General features: G+C 34.8%; 19 protein-coding genes. 17 read left to right on the forward strand and 2 right to left on the reverse strand.

The window, feature by feature from the left end; translation table 11 throughout:
- Window positions 1–50 precede the first annotated feature (50 nt).
- The 6 genes from C1724_RS04810 (at window position 51) to phoU (ending at window position 6,185) form a co-directional block, all read left to right on the forward strand.
- Window positions 51–1,349, forward strand: a complete 1,299-nt coding sequence (locus C1724_RS04810; RefSeq protein ID WP_180994119.1) for an MFS transporter — start codon at window positions 51–53, stop codon at window positions 1,347–1,349.
- 239 nt (window positions 1,350–1,588) lie between these two features.
- Window positions 1,589–2,611 carry a PstS family phosphate ABC transporter substrate-binding protein gene (locus C1724_RS04815; RefSeq protein ID WP_102345580.1) on the forward strand — a complete coding sequence of 341 codons (1,023 nt, stop codon included), beginning with the start codon at window positions 1,589–1,591 and terminating at the stop codon, window positions 2,609–2,611.
- A 129-nt stretch (window positions 2,612–2,740) separates the two neighbouring features.
- On the forward strand, window positions 2,741–3,670 hold the full coding sequence (gene pstC, locus C1724_RS04820) for a phosphate ABC transporter permease subunit PstC (RefSeq protein WP_102345581.1): 930 nt from the start codon (window positions 2,741–2,743) through the stop codon (window positions 3,668–3,670).
- A 1-nt stretch (window position 3,671) separates the two neighbouring features.
- Window positions 3,672–4,556: a phosphate ABC transporter permease PstA gene (pstA, locus tag C1724_RS04825; RefSeq protein ID WP_102345582.1), complete on the forward strand. Its 885-nt coding sequence runs from the start codon at window positions 3,672–3,674 to the stop codon at window positions 4,554–4,556.
- Window positions 4,557–4,655: 99 nt separating this feature from the next.
- Window positions 4,656–5,489 carry a phosphate ABC transporter ATP-binding protein PstB gene (gene pstB, locus C1724_RS04830; protein WP_102346737.1) on the forward strand — a complete coding sequence of 278 codons (834 nt, stop codon included), beginning with the start codon at window positions 4,656–4,658 and terminating at the stop codon, window positions 5,487–5,489.
- Between the two features lie 42 nt (window positions 5,490–5,531).
- Complete coding sequence (phoU, locus tag C1724_RS04835; protein WP_258000278.1) at window positions 5,532–6,185, forward strand: phosphate signaling complex protein PhoU; 654 nt, start codon at window positions 5,532–5,534, stop codon at window positions 6,183–6,185.
- A gap of 64 nt (window positions 6,186–6,249) precedes the next feature.
- Here phoU and C1724_RS04840 read toward each other — a convergent pair whose 3' ends face one another.
- Window positions 6,250–6,795, reverse strand: coding sequence for an endolytic transglycosylase MltG (locus tag C1724_RS04840; RefSeq protein ID WP_102345584.1), 546 nt, complete (start codon window positions 6,793–6,795; stop codon window positions 6,250–6,252).
- A 31-nt stretch (window positions 6,796–6,826) separates the two neighbouring features.
- Window positions 6,827–7,063 (reverse strand): hypothetical protein, encoded by a 237-nt coding sequence (locus tag C1724_RS04845; RefSeq protein ID WP_102345585.1) that lies wholly within the window; start codon window positions 7,061–7,063, stop codon window positions 6,827–6,829.
- 277 nt (window positions 7,064–7,340) lie between these two features.
- Between C1724_RS04845 and C1724_RS04850 the strand changes: the two genes are divergently transcribed.
- The 11 genes from C1724_RS04850 (at window position 7,341) to C1724_RS04900 (ending at window position 16,660) form a co-directional block, all read left to right on the forward strand.
- Window positions 7,341–8,108 carry a hypothetical protein gene (locus C1724_RS04850; RefSeq protein ID WP_258000279.1) on the forward strand — a complete coding sequence of 256 codons (768 nt, stop codon included), beginning with the start codon at window positions 7,341–7,343 and terminating at the stop codon, window positions 8,106–8,108.
- Window positions 8,109–8,241: 133 nt separating this feature from the next.
- Window positions 8,242–8,391 carry a 50S ribosomal protein L33 gene (rpmG, locus tag C1724_RS04855; RefSeq protein ID WP_102345586.1) on the forward strand — a complete coding sequence of 50 codons (150 nt, stop codon included), beginning with the start codon at window positions 8,242–8,244 and terminating at the stop codon, window positions 8,389–8,391.
- Window positions 8,392–8,464: 73 nt separating this feature from the next.
- A complete protein-coding gene (locus tag C1724_RS04860; RefSeq protein WP_102345587.1) occupies window positions 8,465–9,034 on the forward strand; it encodes a 5-formyltetrahydrofolate cyclo-ligase in 570 nt (189 codons plus the stop codon).
- A 1-nt stretch (window position 9,035) separates the two neighbouring features.
- Window positions 9,036–9,800: a DUF92 domain-containing protein gene (locus tag C1724_RS04865; RefSeq protein ID WP_258000356.1), complete on the forward strand. Its 765-nt coding sequence runs from the start codon at window positions 9,036–9,038 to the stop codon at window positions 9,798–9,800.
- Between the two features lie 9 nt (window positions 9,801–9,809).
- A complete protein-coding gene (locus C1724_RS04870) occupies window positions 9,810–10,823 on the forward strand; it encodes a ThiF family adenylyltransferase (protein ID WP_102345589.1) in 1,014 nt (337 codons plus the stop codon).
- A 144-nt stretch (window positions 10,824–10,967) separates the two neighbouring features.
- Window positions 10,968–11,153: a hypothetical protein gene (locus C1724_RS04875; RefSeq protein WP_102345590.1), complete on the forward strand. Its 186-nt coding sequence runs from the start codon at window positions 10,968–10,970 to the stop codon at window positions 11,151–11,153.
- Window positions 11,154–11,422: 269 nt separating this feature from the next.
- Window positions 11,423–12,151: an HAD family hydrolase gene (locus tag C1724_RS04880; protein ID WP_102345591.1), complete on the forward strand. Its 729-nt coding sequence runs from the start codon at window positions 11,423–11,425 to the stop codon at window positions 12,149–12,151.
- 8 nt (window positions 12,152–12,159) lie between these two features.
- Entirely contained in the window at window positions 12,160–13,689 is a 1,530-nt protein-coding gene (locus C1724_RS04885) for a rhomboid family intramembrane serine protease (protein WP_374703421.1), read from the forward strand.
- 51 nt (window positions 13,690–13,740) lie between these two features.
- On the forward strand, window positions 13,741–15,225 hold the full coding sequence (locus C1724_RS04890) for a spore germination protein (protein WP_102345593.1): 1,485 nt from the start codon (window positions 13,741–13,743) through the stop codon (window positions 15,223–15,225).
- A gap of 171 nt (window positions 15,226–15,396) precedes the next feature.
- Window positions 15,397–15,609, forward strand: coding sequence for a YqgQ family protein (locus tag C1724_RS04895; RefSeq protein ID WP_102345594.1), 213 nt, complete (start codon window positions 15,397–15,399; stop codon window positions 15,607–15,609).
- A gap of 85 nt (window positions 15,610–15,694) precedes the next feature.
- A complete protein-coding gene (locus tag C1724_RS04900; RefSeq protein WP_102345595.1) occupies window positions 15,695–16,660 on the forward strand; it encodes an ROK family glucokinase in 966 nt (321 codons plus the stop codon).
- Window positions 16,661–16,678: the final 18 nt, after the last annotated feature.

Consider the following 16,678-nt stretch of genomic DNA (forward strand, 5'->3'; position numbering starts at 1 on the left):
AATAGCTCTACTTTTTATAGGAACAATATGTTTATAAAGGGGAGTCGGCTATGATTCAAATATTAGAAAAAGTAACAGGAAATAAAAATATAAATAAAGCAACTATTTTATTGCTTTTTATTGGAGGATTATATGCTTTAAGCATTGCTCTATCCAATACATTTGTAAACGTCTATTTATGGAAACAGTCAGGTAAATTTGTTGATCTTGCTTTATATAATTTGGCTGTTGTTATTATGCAGCCCATTACATTTATTTTAGCAGGAAGATGGGCGAAAAAAGTGGACCGAGTAATAGTCTTACGATTAGGTGTTGCTTTTTTATCATTCTTTTATCTGATGGTTTTGTTTATAGGCGAGAATGCCTCAAGCTTTTTATTACTTCTTGGGGGATTGCTTGGAATAGGCTATGGGTTTTATTGGCTTGCTTTCAATGTGTTGACTTTCGAGATTACTGAACCTGAAACACGAGATTTTTTTAATGGATTCCTAGGTTTATTAACATCCTTTGCCGGTATGATTGGACCCATATGTGCGGGTTATATCATTTCTAGTTTAAGGGCGTTTACAGGATATACTGTTATTTTTAGTGTATCATTAGGTTTATTTTTAGGTGCTGTTTTACTTAGCTTTATGCTAAAGAGAAGGCCTGCCGATGGGAACTTTGAATTTAAACGAATATTATCCGAGCGGCATAATAATCATGATTGGAAGAATATATTGCATGCTCATTTTTTTCAAGGACTAAGAGAGGGATCTTTTATTTTTGTCATTTCGGTTTGGGTTTTTGTTACTACCAATAGTGAATTAGCTTTAGGTACGTTTGGATTAGTCAATTCAGCAGTTGCATTTTTGTTCTACTTTTTGGCGACAAGGTTTATAAAACCACGATATCGAAAAAAGTCTATATTACTTGGTGGGCTAATGCTTTATGGTTCAATTTTTTTAATCATTTTTGATTTAACTTTTCCTAGGCTTATTATTTACGCGGTATGTATTGCGATTGCGTATCCTATCCTCCTTGTACCTTATATTTCATTGACATATGATGTTATTGGAAGGGCTTGGAAGGCAGCGGAAATGAGAATTGAGTATATTGTAGTACGAGAAGTTTATTTGAACGCAGGTCGAACAACATCTATTCTCTTATTTTTAGGCTTTGTTAAAGTTCTAAATGAAGACCGAGGGATCCCAATACTTCTCTCCATAATCGGAGTCGGCCATTTAATGATTTACTTTTTTATTAGAAATATTGAAATAAAAGAAAGTGGAAGAGATACAGTAGAAAATCGCAAAGCGATTTTACCTGGAAGAGGTCTTATGGATGACGAAAATGAATCGACTGTTTAAGCAGTAATAAGTGTGAAAAAAGGAACCCTTTTTTCACACTTATTTTTTTTTTATGTTGGCTTACTTATTTACAAAGTCTTTACATTTTATTCAAACGGTATTAACAGATACCCTCTATTATGGAATTAAGAGCAAGACAAACCATTTGATTTAGGAGGAATGTGTTTGAGTATCAATTAGTAGGAAAAAGGAATTTAAATAACAATTTTTGGACCATTCAAATCTAGGGGGAAGTAAAAATGAAAAAATTGAAAAACCTGATGTATATGTTAGTAATGGCAGCATTACTAATGATCGCAACAGCTTGTGGTGGGGACGCAGCTAGCGAAACACCTACAGAGGAAAATCAAACGGAAGAAACTCAAGAACAACAAACTGAGGAAACAGCAGAGCTTGAAGGAGAGGTAATTGTGGATGGTTCGGGTACTGTATATCCATTAATGGCTCGTATTGCTGAAGAATATATGACAACTGAGCAAGAAAATGTAAGTGTTCAAGTAGGCCGGGCTGGTTCATCAGCAGGATTTAAGAAATTTATTCCAGGTGAAACAGATTTCTCAGATGCATCAAGAAAAATAAAAGATGAAGAAATTGCACAGCTTGAAGAGCAAGACTTAAAGTTTGGTGAAGATGTTCTTGAATTTAAAGTTGCATTAGATGGATTAACAATCGTTATTAACAAGGACAACACTTGGGCTACAGAAATGACTCAAGAGGAAATCGTAAATATGTTTATTTCTGGAAAGTACAAAGAAGATGACAAAGTTTTATGGTCTGATATTCGACCAGAATGGCCTGCCGAAGAAATCAAATTTAATGGTCCTAACGAAAACCACGGCACATATGAATTTTTCTATGAAACAATTCTAGATGAGCAAGATTTAGTATCAACAGTAAACCTACAACAAGAATATTCAACTTTAGTGGACTTAGTTTCAAAAGACAAGAACGCCATTGCCTTCTTTGGTTATGGTTATTATGCGAGCAATACAGATAAGCTACAAGCTGTAAAGATTGATTTTGGAAACGGACCTGTTGAACCGAGTTTAGATACAATTAGTGAAGACGGACCATATGCACCGTTTACTCGCCCAGTATTCACATACCTAAATGCTAAATATGCTTCGGAGAAACCACAAGTACTAGATTTTGCGAAGTATGTTGTAACAATGGCGGATGATTTTTCGGGTGAGACTGGATTTGCTCCACTTCCTGAAGAAACATTAAATGGTTATTTAGAGCAATTAAATACAATTCAATAAGAAATACAAGTAATACATTTGACAGTTTAATGCAAAAGATGAGAGGAGAGATTCTCATCTTCTTGCATTAGAAATAGATAAATAAAAATGTCAATGATTGAGAATGTAAGGTAGAGAGGGAGAGTTTTCATGGCAAGAGCTGTAAGTGTTAGAGAACTTATAGAAAACCGTAAAAACGCTACAAAAAAGCGTATTGTTGAAAAGTCAATACCAATCTTTCTGTTTTCTTTAGCGTCTATTTCTGTTTTAACCACGATTGGTATTTTATTTACTTTAATTTTTGAAACTGTTTTGTTTTTCAAGGAAGTACCCTTTATTGAATTCTTCACAAGTACAGAATTAAATCCACTAGGAGCAAACCCCTCCTTTGGTATTCTCCCTTTAATTAATGGGACAATTATCACGACTTTTATTGCAATGATTGTAGCTATTCCAATAGGATTGACAATCGCAATCTTTCTAAGTGAATATGCATCAGATAAAGTCCGAAGAAGGCTCAAACCATTAATTGAAGTCTTGGCAGGAATACCAACGATTGTATATGGCTTTTTTGCTTATACATTTATTACCCCCATCTTAAGAGAAGTGATTCCAGGATTAGAACCAGTTAATGCATTAAGTCCGGGAATTGTAATGGGTTTCATGATTATTCCTCTTGTGGCCTCACTATCAGAGGACGCTATGAGTTCGGTTCCGAATGCAATGAGAGAAGGAGCGCTCGCCTTAGGAGCGACTAAATTTGAGGTAACAATGAAAGTCGTCATTCCTGCAGCAATTTCGGGAATTGTTGCATCCTTTGTATTAGCCATTTCACGAGCAATAGGTGAAACGATGATTGTCACGATTGCAAGTGGTAGTTCAAAGGACTTTACATTTGATATTACACAGCCTATGCAAACAATGACGGCATATATCGTCGAGTTTACAAGTGGAGATGCTGGTAGTGGAACAGTAGGCTATTATAGTTTGTATGCTGTAGGGATGACACTATTTGTGTTTACTCTATTAATGAATTTATTAGCTCAATATATCTCTCGTAAGTTTAGGGAGGCATATTAAAATGAAATATTTAGATGAAAGTAATGTTCAAAAAAGGATAAACAGTCGTTTATTAATTAATAAACTAGTTAAACAATTATTTTTCTTATCGACGCTTTTTGCATTAGTTATCCTAGGCGTGTTAATAGCACGAGTCATTATTCAAAGTATCGGATGGATTGACATGGACTTTTTAAGTAATAAACTGTCCATATTTCCAGAAAAAGCCGGCATTAAGGGTGTACTTGTTGGTACATTGTGGCTGATGGCAGTTGTTACACCAGTATCGATGATACTAGGAGTAGGTACAGCCATTTATCTAGAAGAATACGCCAAAAAAGGGAAGGTCCAATCGTTTATTCAAACAAATATTACAAACTTAGCAGGCGTACCTTCCGTTATTTTTGGTTTATTAGGTTTAACTGTTTTTTCAAGGATGTTTGGTTTAGGAGCAAGTATTTTGGCTGGTGGTTTGACAATGTCACTTCTTGTTTTGCCGATAATTGTGGTAGCCAGTCAAGAAGCCATTCGAGCTGTTCCTCAATTTTTGAGAGAAGCATCCTATGGCATGGGTGCTACGAAGTGGCAAACAATTAAAAATGTAGTTCTGCCTGCAGCGCTGCCTAGCATATTAACAGGTGTTATTCTTGCATTATCGAGGGCAATTGGTGAAACAGCACCGCTTGTTGTATTAGGAATTCCAGCATTGATATTACCTGTTCCTGATTCTATTATGGATAACTTTTCTGTATTACCTATCCAAATATATTACTGGACGTTGGATTCTGTATTAACAGTTGAATATGCTAACCTGGCTGCAGCTACAATTGTGATATTGCTTTTAGTTTTATTTGTAATGAATTCGATAGCGGTTTTAATTCGAAATAAATTTCAAAAAAGATATTAGTTTGAGGGGGAAGATTCAATGCCAATTACAAAAGAAAGACCATCGATCTCAGTTGTAGAACGACCGACTGAATCGAATGTAAACGTTGGGGGATCGAAAATGTCAACTCAAAATGAAAAGAGTACAATTTCTGTTCGTGTGAATGAATCAACGGCAAATACTGTAACAAAGACTACCAAAAATATTGTATATGATACCAAGGATTTAAACCTATGGTATGGTGAAGATCATGCTCTTAAACAATTAAATCTTTCTATTTATGAAAATGAAGTTACTGCAATTATTGGCCCTTCCGGTTGCGGGAAATCAACATATATTAAAACATTAAATCGCATGGTCGAAATGATTCCAATTGTTCGAACATCTGGGGAAATACTTTATCGAGGTAAAAATATTTTTGACAAGGCATACCGGGTCGAAGAGCTTAGAACAAGAGTAGGAATGGTATTTCAAAAGCCAAATCCATTTCCAAAATCTATTTATGATAATATTGCATACGGCCCAAGAATTCACGGGATTAAAAATAAAAATATATTAGATGAAATTGTTGAGAAAAGTTTACGTGGTGCTGCGATATGGGATGAGGTAAAAGACCGCTTAAAAGAAAATGCGTATGGTTTATCAGGAGGTCAGCAACAACGTATCTGTATTGCCCGTTGCTTAGCAATTGAGCCAGAAGTAATATTAATGGATGAGCCGACTTCCGCGTTAGATCCAATATCAACATTAAAAGTTGAGGAATTGTGCCAAGAACTAAAACAAAATTACAGCATTGTCATTGTTACACATAATATGCAACAAGCTGCCCGAATTTCTGATAAAACAGCATTCTTTTTAAACGGAGAAGTTATTGAATACGATGACACGGATCGTTTGTTTTCTAACCCAAGAGATAAAAGAACAGAAGATTATATAACAGGTCGTTTTGGATAAAAGGGGATAAACAGACTTATCAAGCAGAAGGGAAGATCGGTTGTGCGTGAAAAATATGAACAAGAATTGAAGAACTTAAACGAAAAAGTACTGGAGTTAGGAAAGTTAACTGATGCTTCTTTATCCAAAGCTGTGGCAGCCCTAGAAAAACAGGATCTGGATTTAGCTGTGCAGGTCATTGAGGGTGATGTTGAAATCAATCGACTTGAAGAGGATATTAATGATATGGCAATATTGTTAATTGCGAAACAATCACCTGTAGCCGTTGATTTAAGAAGGATTATTGTGACTATTAAAATTTCCTCTGACCTTGAACGTGTAGCAGATTTTGCAGTTAACATTGCCAAATCTGCCATTCGGATTGGAACGAATGAGTATGCTATTTCAAAGGAATCATTACATGAAATGATTCAACTTGTAAAAAAAATGCTTTCACTGTCTTTAGAGGCCTTTATTAATGAGGATATTGCTTTAGCTAGAACAATTGCAAGTATGGATGATGAAGTTGATAAGTTATACAGTGAAACAATCCAATATTTTCTGCAATTATTAGTTAGTAGTCCTGATCTGGTATTGCAAGTTTCTCAATTATCGTTTGTTGCTCGTTTTATTGAAAGAATAGGCGATTATACCACCAATATTTCGGAAGAGATATTATATGTTGTAAAAGGGAAACGCTACGATTTAAACAATTAATCATCACAAGCTAGATGGTGTAAATGTAAAATATGATACAAAAAAGCCAACTATGTTGGCTTTTTTAATTATTTTTCGTTATTATTCGGCCTATTTGCTCGTAAGACATCTCACTATTTAGCTTATATGTACCAATTTGAACGGAACGATTCCAATTTTGCTTTACTAGAAATTGTTCAAATTCTTTACTACTTTTCACTATACCTTCATTTTGAAGGAGTTCTGAAATCTGGATGCTATTCATTCCACTCTTAATTTCAAGTGTATATAATTTTTTTTCATTTTCCTGTTCTACTAAATCAGACTGTTGCGTTTCTTTTTTTGTAATTTCCTGCGTTTCAGAAGTAGGTTTGTAGTTGGTTGTACTATCAATATTAGGGGTGTCTGTTGATGTAGCTTGCTTTTTAATGTTGAGCAGCTCATCATATTGCTCTTTAGGGATCGAGACATGGCCTTTATCAGTTAAGTATTGTTTGACGTCAGCATCGGTTACCTTACGTTGTTCTACTATCAATTCTGATTCTGTTGGCTGAAAATAGTAGACCCCTGTAAAAATCGAAGTAGCGATAATCATTCCTGAAGCAAAGCTTCTAAGTGAATTATTTGCCATTCGGTTCATCCTCTTCTATAATTTATTCCCATCACTCATTATGGTTTCTTTGACTAATAGGAACAGTATAATGTTCGTTTCCTAAAAGTTCCTCTTCTAATACCTTCATTTTTTTCTTTAATAAGTAATTTTCTTGCATTACAGTCATTGTTAAATTTTCTATTTGAACCTCAAGGTCCTTGTATTTGTCTTTTTTTAAAAAAGATAGAACTAATAAAACAATTGAAAATGAGAAAAGACCAATAATGGCTGTCTCAAGTGTGATCATCTTAGTTTTCACTCCAATTCAAATTTGTTGCATACTTTCATTCATTATAGCTTTTTTTGTAGGATATTGCTAAGTAATCTCCCGAAAAAAGTATATTCAAATGTCGAAAATTAATAGTGATAAACTTTGTTTATTACTCTCCCAATTAACAAACGGTTTCGACAAAATCACCTTATTGATACAAGTTATGGCTAGATGCTATCATAAAAGTATAATAAATTGAATATTATTGATAGTTTGAATTATTAAACAAATATAAAGACTAAGGGTGTAATAGATGAAGCCGATAATTTTAAAAAATGATAAAATGACAATTGAATTTGATCAATCTTTAGCAATAAGTAATTTATCCATTACTGGTGGAAATGGCGAGTTTCCATCTTATAAAGCCTGTAAACATCAAATGGGTATTTGGAGTGAAACGAAGGGGCTTGAGTGGCTAAACCATTTAAATTGGAATAAGCCTAGTTATTTTAACCAAGAAAATGTATCTCTGTATGCTCAAGCTAAAAGTGAAAAATATCAGTTATCTTTAAATGTAGAAGATTTTATTCATTCAGATCAAAAAATATATTTAAGAAAACTTACTATTAATAGTGAATCTAGGCATAAACAGAAATTTAAACTTTTCTTTGAACAAGATTTTTATGGGACCCCTAATGAAACAATTGTGTATAGTTTAAGAGAAAGAAGTGTATATCATGAGAATGAGGGGCGTTATACTCTTTTTAATGGTAGCATTGATAATATAGGAATTGTACAATGTTCGACATGTTTGAGTAATGAAAAGACCTTAGTAAATCTTGAAAATGGCAAATTGTCTTTTAATCCTATTTCATCTGGGCAGGTTAAAAGTGTTTTTTCGTTAGAAACATCAATATTACCATTTGAAATAAAAAACGTATATTACTGGATGATCATAGGTAATAGTCTGGAAGAAGTTAATGGAGTTAATTCATCATTGAAAAATAATCCTGAATGGCTTATACAGGAATATATTGGTCAAAAAAATACTAGTTTAAAACATTGTTATATCGGCAAATAGGGTTGAATATTTTGTTGGTATTTGATATTATATTTAAGTCTGAATAAACGTCATATTATATGAATGTGGACTTAATATGATGGATAAAGAAGAAAACATGAATCTTTGAAAATGAAGGTCTGGAGGGATATACATGCGTGTAAATGTTACTTTAGCTTGCACAGAAAGCGGACACCGTAACTATATTACTACAAAAAACAAGCGCAATAATACTGAGCGTATTGAGCTTAAAAAATATTGCCCAACTTGCAAAACACACACAGTTCATCGTGAAACAAAGTAAACAGTAGGAATTTTCCTACTGTTTTTTTTACATAAAAATATTTGTTATTTTCCAATTAGTTGGAGGGCTATCGATGAATAAAGAGTTGTTTCGTAAAGAGATGAAGGATGTTATACAGAAAATACCGACAGAATTACATGTTCAATGGTCTACTCAAATAGCAAATCATTTATTTAATTTAAAGGAATGGCATGAAGCAAAAACCGTTGGAATTACAATATCAAGAGAAAAGGAAATATTGACAAAGCCAATCATAGAGGAAGGCTGGAAAGAAAAAAAACAGATGGCCGTTCCAAAATGTCATCCTAAAATTAAAAAAATGACCTTTAGAGAAATTACTAACTTTGAACAGTTAGAAGTTGTATATTATGGACTTGAAGAACCTATAGAATCGATCACAAATCCAATCATGCAAGAAAACATTGATTTATTAATTATTCCTGGTCTTGCATTTGATGAAAACGGATATCGGTTAGGATTTGGAGGAGGTTATTATGATCGCTACTTAGCAGGTTATAATGGCATGACTATAGCACTTGCTTTTAAACCTCAGATTGTTCAAAAAATACCAATAGAACAGCATGATCTTCCTGTAAATTTAATTATTACCAACGAAAAGGTTATTCAATGCAATGTTAAATAGTATGTTACTAATTGTCCTTTTAATTGGCGTAAGAGAAGGATATAAAATGAAAGCATTATCAATAAGTGGCTCGATTGCGACTATTATTATTGGGATTGCTATTGTGTTTGGATGTGGGATTAAAGGATTAATTCTTATAGCGGGATTTTTTATCACTTCTAGTATTTGGAGTAAATATAAAAAAGATAAAAAGCAGATTACAGAAGAAAAAAATGATAAAAGTAGTCAACGGGATGCATGGCAGGTACTAGCTAATGGAAGTGTTCCGGCCACTATGAGTATTCTTTATATATTTTTTCAAGAAGATATTATGTTATTTATGTTTATTGCTGCAATTGCGGCCGCGAATTCGGATACATGGGCTTCGGAAATAGGTCCTTTAAGTCGACGCAAACCTATTCATATTCTAACACTTAAACAAGTGGATGCGGGTACATCAGGAGCTGTGTCTTTAGTAGGAACAGTTTCAGCGTTTTTGGGGGCTATATTCATAACAATCGTTAGCTATTTTTTGTGGAGCGAGGTATCATTAAAATTAGCGATATTGTTAGGTTTATTTGGATTTCTTGGGAACCTGCTGGATACCATTTTAGGAGCAACTGTTCAAGCAACTTTTTATTGTTCAGAATGCCAGCTTGTGACTGAGAAAAGAATGCATTGTAATACATACACGACTCACAAAACTGGTTATTTAACGTTTAATAATGAAATGGTTAACTTTATTTCAATAACGTTGGCACCAATCTTAGTTCTAATATTTTATTGAGGTGAAAGAATGAGTGATTTAATTAGATATTCCCGACAAATGTTGTTTAGCCCAATAGGTGAAAAGGGTCAAAAAAAAATAAGTAGCAGTAGTGTTCTTATTGTTGGTATGGGTGCGTTAGGAACCGCTCTTGCCAATCATTTAGTAAGAGCGGGTGTAGGGTTTATCCGACTTGTCGATCGCGATTATGTTGAAAAAAGTAATTTGCAACGCCAAATGCTATTTGATGAAGACGATGTAGCAGCAGCGCTGCCAAAGGCAATAGCTGCTGAAAACAAACTGAAAAAAATTAATTCTTCAATTGAAATCGAGGCTCATGTTGCAGATGCTTCGGTTCATAATATTAATGAACTTTTAGAAGGAATCGATATTGTCGTGGATGGAACGGATAACTTTCAAACCAGATTTTTATTAAATGATGCTTGCTATAAACAGGGAATTCCATTTGTGTACGGTGGCGCTGTTAGTGCACGCGGTATGTCGGCAATTTTTATTCCCGAGAAAACTCCATGTTTGCGTTGTTTTATCTCAAGCACTGATCAAGGGGGACAAACGTGTGATACTATAGGCGTTATTTCTCCGATTGTTGACATTGTAGCATCCTATCAGGTGACCGAAGTGTTAAAGTATCTTGTAGGAGATGCTAATGTAAGGAAAAGTATATTAACTTTAGATATTTGGAATAATTACCGATATGAATTAAAGTTTTCATCACCTAGGGAAGAATGTCCAACCTGTCAAAAAAAGGAATACCCTGCCTTAAGAATAGCAGAAACGGAATTAATGACAGTGCTGTGTGGCCGTGAGACTGTACAAATTCAATCTCAACAGCGTTTTGACTTAAGTATATGGGCAGAGCGGTTAGATCAAGTTGGAAAAGTTCAAAAAACACCGTTTTTACTAAAAGTCGAACTGCCAGAAGGCGAACGCTTTGTGCTATTTCCAGATGGAAGAACGCTTGTGCAAGGAACAGAAGATATGGTTAGAGCCAAAACTTTGTACTCCAGGTACATTGGATTGTAGGGTGTTTAATATAAGGAGATAATGGAAGTAATAGGATTTATTCAAAATAGGGGCAGTTTTCACGTTTTATCAAAGGCAATGCCAGCTATTTCTAAGGATAATAATTAATCAAATTAGAGAACCTAATAGCAGGAGGGGATATAAATGATAAGTTCCTTGTTGCGATTAGTGGTAGTGGTCATAAGCTCTACATTTGTTTATCGCTATCGATTCCAAATGGTCAATTATATTCTAAGTAACCAATGGATGAGGAGAATAGCTGTTAGATTATTCATGAATATTCCGTTCGTTAGAGATCGTATGGCAGGACAAATGTTTCGATTCCAATAATGTTGTAGAAGATTGATTTGTGAGTCACCAATAATCTGTTTTAATTTATGGTTCTAAAGGGTGTTGGTTTCATGCCAACGCCCTTTTTTAAAGTTTGGAATAAAGCTTAAGGTTGTTGCTTTTTAACTGTGTTGTTTAGAGCGGAAGTTGTGAGGGTCCTGTGGGATATCCCGAGTGACCAAATCAAGCGCTAAGTGGCTCACCGCCACTCCCCTAAGCAAAATAATGTCGGCAAATTAAGTTAATTTAGTATAGAATGGTGGTTTTTCATGAATTGGGGTTGTATTTGTTTTGACTTAGATAATACACTACTTAATTATGAGAAGGCATTTAAAGAAGGGATGTATTTCACATTTAAGCATTTTTTTTATGGGGAATCCTCAAAATTAGATAAAGTGATAGATCATCGAGAATGGTTTATAATTTTTAAAAAATTATGCGATGAGTTATGGAAAGAGGTTGAAACAAAAAGATGGACAAAGCAAAAGTACCGAGAAAAAAGATTTATATTGTCATTAAATCATTTTGGAGTAAATACAGATAGTGACAAGGCGGAAGAATTTCAAGCCTATTTTTATGCAAATGTTCATCAATTTGTAGAGCCTTTTGAAGGAGTTTACTCATTTATAGAAGAATTAAAAAAAAGGAAAATCCCATTAGGTATTATCACAAATGGAGATGCAGCGCTTCAAAATCGAAAACTACATAAAATTGGCCTAAGTCATTTGTTTCATAAGGAGCAAATATTTATCTCGAGTGAATGCGGATCAGCTAAACCACAACAGCATATTTTTAATATCGCTCATCAGCGTTTAAATAGCTCTTCGGCACCTTCACTATATATTGGGGATTCATGGGAGCTAGATATAGTAGGGGCCATGAATGCAGGCTGGGATACCATTTATTTTAATACTAGAAACAAACAGCCAAGTACCTCACATCAGCCGATCGGTGAATGTTTATCAATATCCGAAGTCAAAGATTTACTATTTACATAGAAAGGGGTGTGCCTTTGACAACAGTTTTAGAGCATGATGTTTTATATTGGCGGATCGTCCATAAACTAATTATTAGTAAAGAATACCGTATTATCCGTTTAGATGAAAGTGGTGAAACATGGCTTGAATCAATTGATCGAAAGAACGGCAAATTACTTAGATTAATTCGTTATGATATGGATTGGGGAAATTGGTTAATTAACGATATCCACCAAGTTGCTAAGACGGTGAGTCAATTAAAAAAACAATCACTTCAAAAGAATTTCATTGTATATAACATTTATTTGTCTACATATCCGCCAGTAGATGATTGGGAGCATCGAATAGATTCTCAATTAACGGCAGGTATCAAAACATACCTGATTGATAGTAGAAATAGTGAAGAGCAGATTACGGCGTTATTTAATGATTTACACTTCCCAGTGCCGACCTTTCCTATAGGTTTAGAAGGTCAGAATATTTTTGAGCTTATCCGTTCTATTCAAACATTTGATAAAAACCAAAAACAACAGGAGCAAAAATTACTTTTTGCTAGTAAACCATTTTTGACATATGTATTTGTTGCCATTAATCTAGTAATGTTCTTGTTATTAGAGTGGTTTGGCTCTAGTACAGATACAACTACATTAATTAGGTTTGGTGCCAAGTTCAATCCTGCTATTTACGACGGTGAATGGTGGCGGTTTATTACGCCCGTCTTTTTACATATTGGAATTTTTCATTTATTTATGAATACTGTTGCCTTATATTATTTAGGAGTATCTGTTGAAAGGATATATGGTACTTGGCGATTTTTCTTAGTTTATCTAATTTCGGGTATTGTAGGTGTTATCGCAAGTTTTGCCTTTACTAACCAAGTATCAGCAGGAGCATCGGGAGCAATATTTGGATGTTTTGGTGCGTTGCTTTATTTTGGTGTTGTGCACCGTTCATTATTTTTTAGGACAATGGGGATGAACGTAATTTTCGTAGTTATCTTAAATCTAGTGATTGGATTTGCTGTTCCTATGGTTGATAATAGTGCGCATATTGGTGGGTTGGTTGCAGGATTTCTTGCATCAGCGTTCGTTCATTTGCCTAATCATAAGGTGATAAAACGTCAACTGGTTGGAATAGTATTTCTTGTTCTACTCTCGGGAGGAATACTGCATTATGGTTATTTCTATGCAGATCGATCGGTTGACCCAATTGTTACTGCTCAGATAGCTCAACAATTAATTAATGAGGGTGATTTTGAAAAGGCTAATGATCTTTTATCAAATCTAGTTAGCGAGCAAGAAGAGGTTCTGCCAGAAGTATATTTTCTTCTATCATTTACAGAGATTAAACTAGGTGATCTACTCGCAGCAGCTGAACATTTAGAATTAGTCATTCAAGGGAAAAAGGATTTTCACGAGGCCTACTACAATTTAGCACTTGTCTATGCTGAATTAAATGAAGTAGATAAGGCACGTGTTGCTATCGAAAAAGCGATTGTATTAAACCCAGATGATCAAGATTATCAATTTTTATATAAACAGCTAGAACCTGATAATTGATAGGTATGTTTTCAATGACATTGGTTAATGATGGAATTTAGAAGATTGCCAATGTTAGGAGGACATACATTGTCTAATAAAGAGGAAATTAAACATCCGGTTCAACGAAATCTAGAGCCTAATGTAAAATATTTAAGGGAAGAATTGGGTGTTGATAAAAGCTTTGATGTCATTCAAATAGATCTAGAGTACGCTGGTCGGAAGATGGCGATGTTCCTTATCGATGGATTCGCCAAAGACGATATTCTCCACTTATTGCAAAAATTTTTAGCGAATTTAAAACCTGAAGATTTGTTAAATGCATCACTTGATCAAATGGTGAAAACCTACGTTCCTTATATCGAAGTAGAAAAGCAAAAGGATTTAGATGCAGTTGTTGATACTGTCCTAGCTGGTCCAACAGTCTTATTGGTTGATGGTATTGATGAAGCGATTATTATCGATGCCAGAACATACCCTGTTCGCGGGCCGGAGGAACCTGACACAGAAAGAGTTGTTCGAGGAGCTAGAGATGGTTATGTCGAGACAATTGTCTTTAACACTGCACTTACTAGAAGAAGAGTACGTGACCGAACTCTAAGGATGGAATATTTGCAAATCGGCAGACGTTCTAAAACAGATGTATGTGTGTCTTATATTGAAGATATTGCAGATCCTGATCTAGTTAAAGAAATTAAAGAATCGCTGTCCAAAATTGATACAGATGGTTTACCGATGGCCGAAAAAACGGTTGAAGAATTTATTGGAGGCAGACATTGGAATCCTTATCCGATTGTTCGCTATACAGAGCGACCTGATACAGCTGCAACACATTTGTTTGAGGGCCATGTGATTATTATCATTGATGGGTCTCCAAGTGTTATGATTGCACCGACAACGTTTTGGCATCATTTGCAGCATGCTGAGGAATATCGGCAAAAGCCAATTGTGGGTGCCTATTTACGTTGGGTTCGTTTTTTAGCAATTTGGGCTTCATTATTTATCTTACCCCTATGGTATTTGCTTGCTCAAAATCCTGAATTAGTTCCAGAGAGTATAAAATTTATCGGTCCAAATGATCCAGGAAAAATACCGTTAATTGTTCAATTTATACTAGCAGAGTTAGGGATCGATATGTTGAGAATGGCTGCCGTCCATACCCCATCATCGCTTGCAACTGCCCTAGGATTAGTTGCTGCTATTATGATTGGTCAAGTAGCAGTTGAAGTTGGGTTATTTACGAATGAAACGGTATTATACATATCAATCGCAGCCGTTGGTACATTTGCGACTCCAAGTTATGAAATGAGCTTAGCAAATCGACTCGTACGAATAGTCTTTTTATTAATGGCTGGTTTGTTTGGAGTAGCCGGCTATGTCATTGCTATTGTTGCATGGATATTCTTGATGGCTAGAATGAAGTCTTTCCAAACACCATACTTTTGGCCATTTATTCCGTTTTCTTACTGGGCCCTAAAAGACGTTTTACTTCGTTCGCCTATTCCGCTTAAAAAGCGTCGACCTAAAATATTGAGTCCCGAAGATCCAGATCGTTAATGATAAACTTTGTAGTTAGAATAAAACAGAACTTAAATTAATGTGGCTCCCGCTTTATGCTCAGGTAAGCGGGAGCTAAATTTGTTTATAATCTGATTAAGTGGCAGATAATGTGATAATTTACTATACTGAATTTAAGAAAACTGTTTATTGGATGGGGAGATGGGATATATGAGATCAATATACGATATTCAGCAGTTATTAAAGCGGTTTGGTACGTTTATTTATGTGGGTGACCGTATTGCGGACCTTCAATTAATGGAGGATGAAGTTAGAGAGCTTTTTAAATCACAATTCTTAGATATTAAGGACTATCAAATGGCATTATTAATACTAAGACAGGAAATTGAAAATGAAAAATTGAAACGCGAGAATCTACATTAACTAATTCTTACAATCCGCATAAATACACCATGTTTACTAATCATTTTACGAAAGCTTAAACTGATTGCGCAAAGGATGAAAAGCAATGGACAAATGGCTTGTCGGAGTCGATTTAGGTGGAACTACAATTAAAATTGCCTTTATTTCAAAAGAAGGTGAGATATTATGTAAGTGGCAAATTGCTACTGATACTACAAATAACGGGGATAATATCATTTCTGATATTACAACAGCTATTAATAAAAAATTAGAAGAATTAAAGGTTGAGAAAAATAAACTATTGGGTATTGGAATAGGGGCACCGGCTTTTTTGGAGATTGAAACTGGCTATGTTTATCAAGCTGTAAATATTGGTTGGGAAAACTTTGATTTAAAAACAAATTTAGAAGGTCATATACAGTTGCCTGTTGTTGTTGATAATGATGCGAATGTCGCCGCGATTGGTGAAATGTGGAAAGGTGCAGGTGTTGGTGCTAAAAATATTATCTGCATTACTTTAGGAACTGGTGTCGGTGGAGGTGTTATTACGAATGGTAAGATTGTTCATGGCGCAAACGGAATGGCAGGTGAAATCGGCCATATCAAAGTAATACCTGAGGGTGGGGAGAATTGTAATTGTGGGGGCTCAGGCTGTCTTGAAACAGTTGCATCCGCAAATGGAATGGTAAAATTAGCGCTGGACTCACTTAGTGTCTATCCACAAAGCTTATTAAATGAAAAGCTCAAAAAACATGGAGTGATCAATTCTAAAATAATCTTTGAGTCGGCCATGAATGGTGATGAATATGCCAAAAAAGTTATAGATCAAGCTTGCTATTATCTTGGATTAGCAGTTGCTAATATAGCTAATGTGTTGAATCCGGAAAAAATAATCATTGGTGGTGGAGTGTCAAGTGCTGGAGAACTGTTGTTAAGTCCCATAAAGAAACACTTTCAAAAATTTGCATTAAAGCGTGTGTTTGAGCGGGCAGATCTATCAGTGGCAACCCTAGGAAATGATGCAGGTGTGATAGGTGGCGCATGGTTAGTAAAAAATAAACTAATCAAATAACCAATATGGCAACCTTCT

Source organism: Bacillus sp. Marseille-P3661 (genome assembly GCF_900240995.1).
Classification (GTDB): domain Bacteria; phylum Bacillota; class Bacilli; order Bacillales; family Bacillaceae_J; genus OESV01.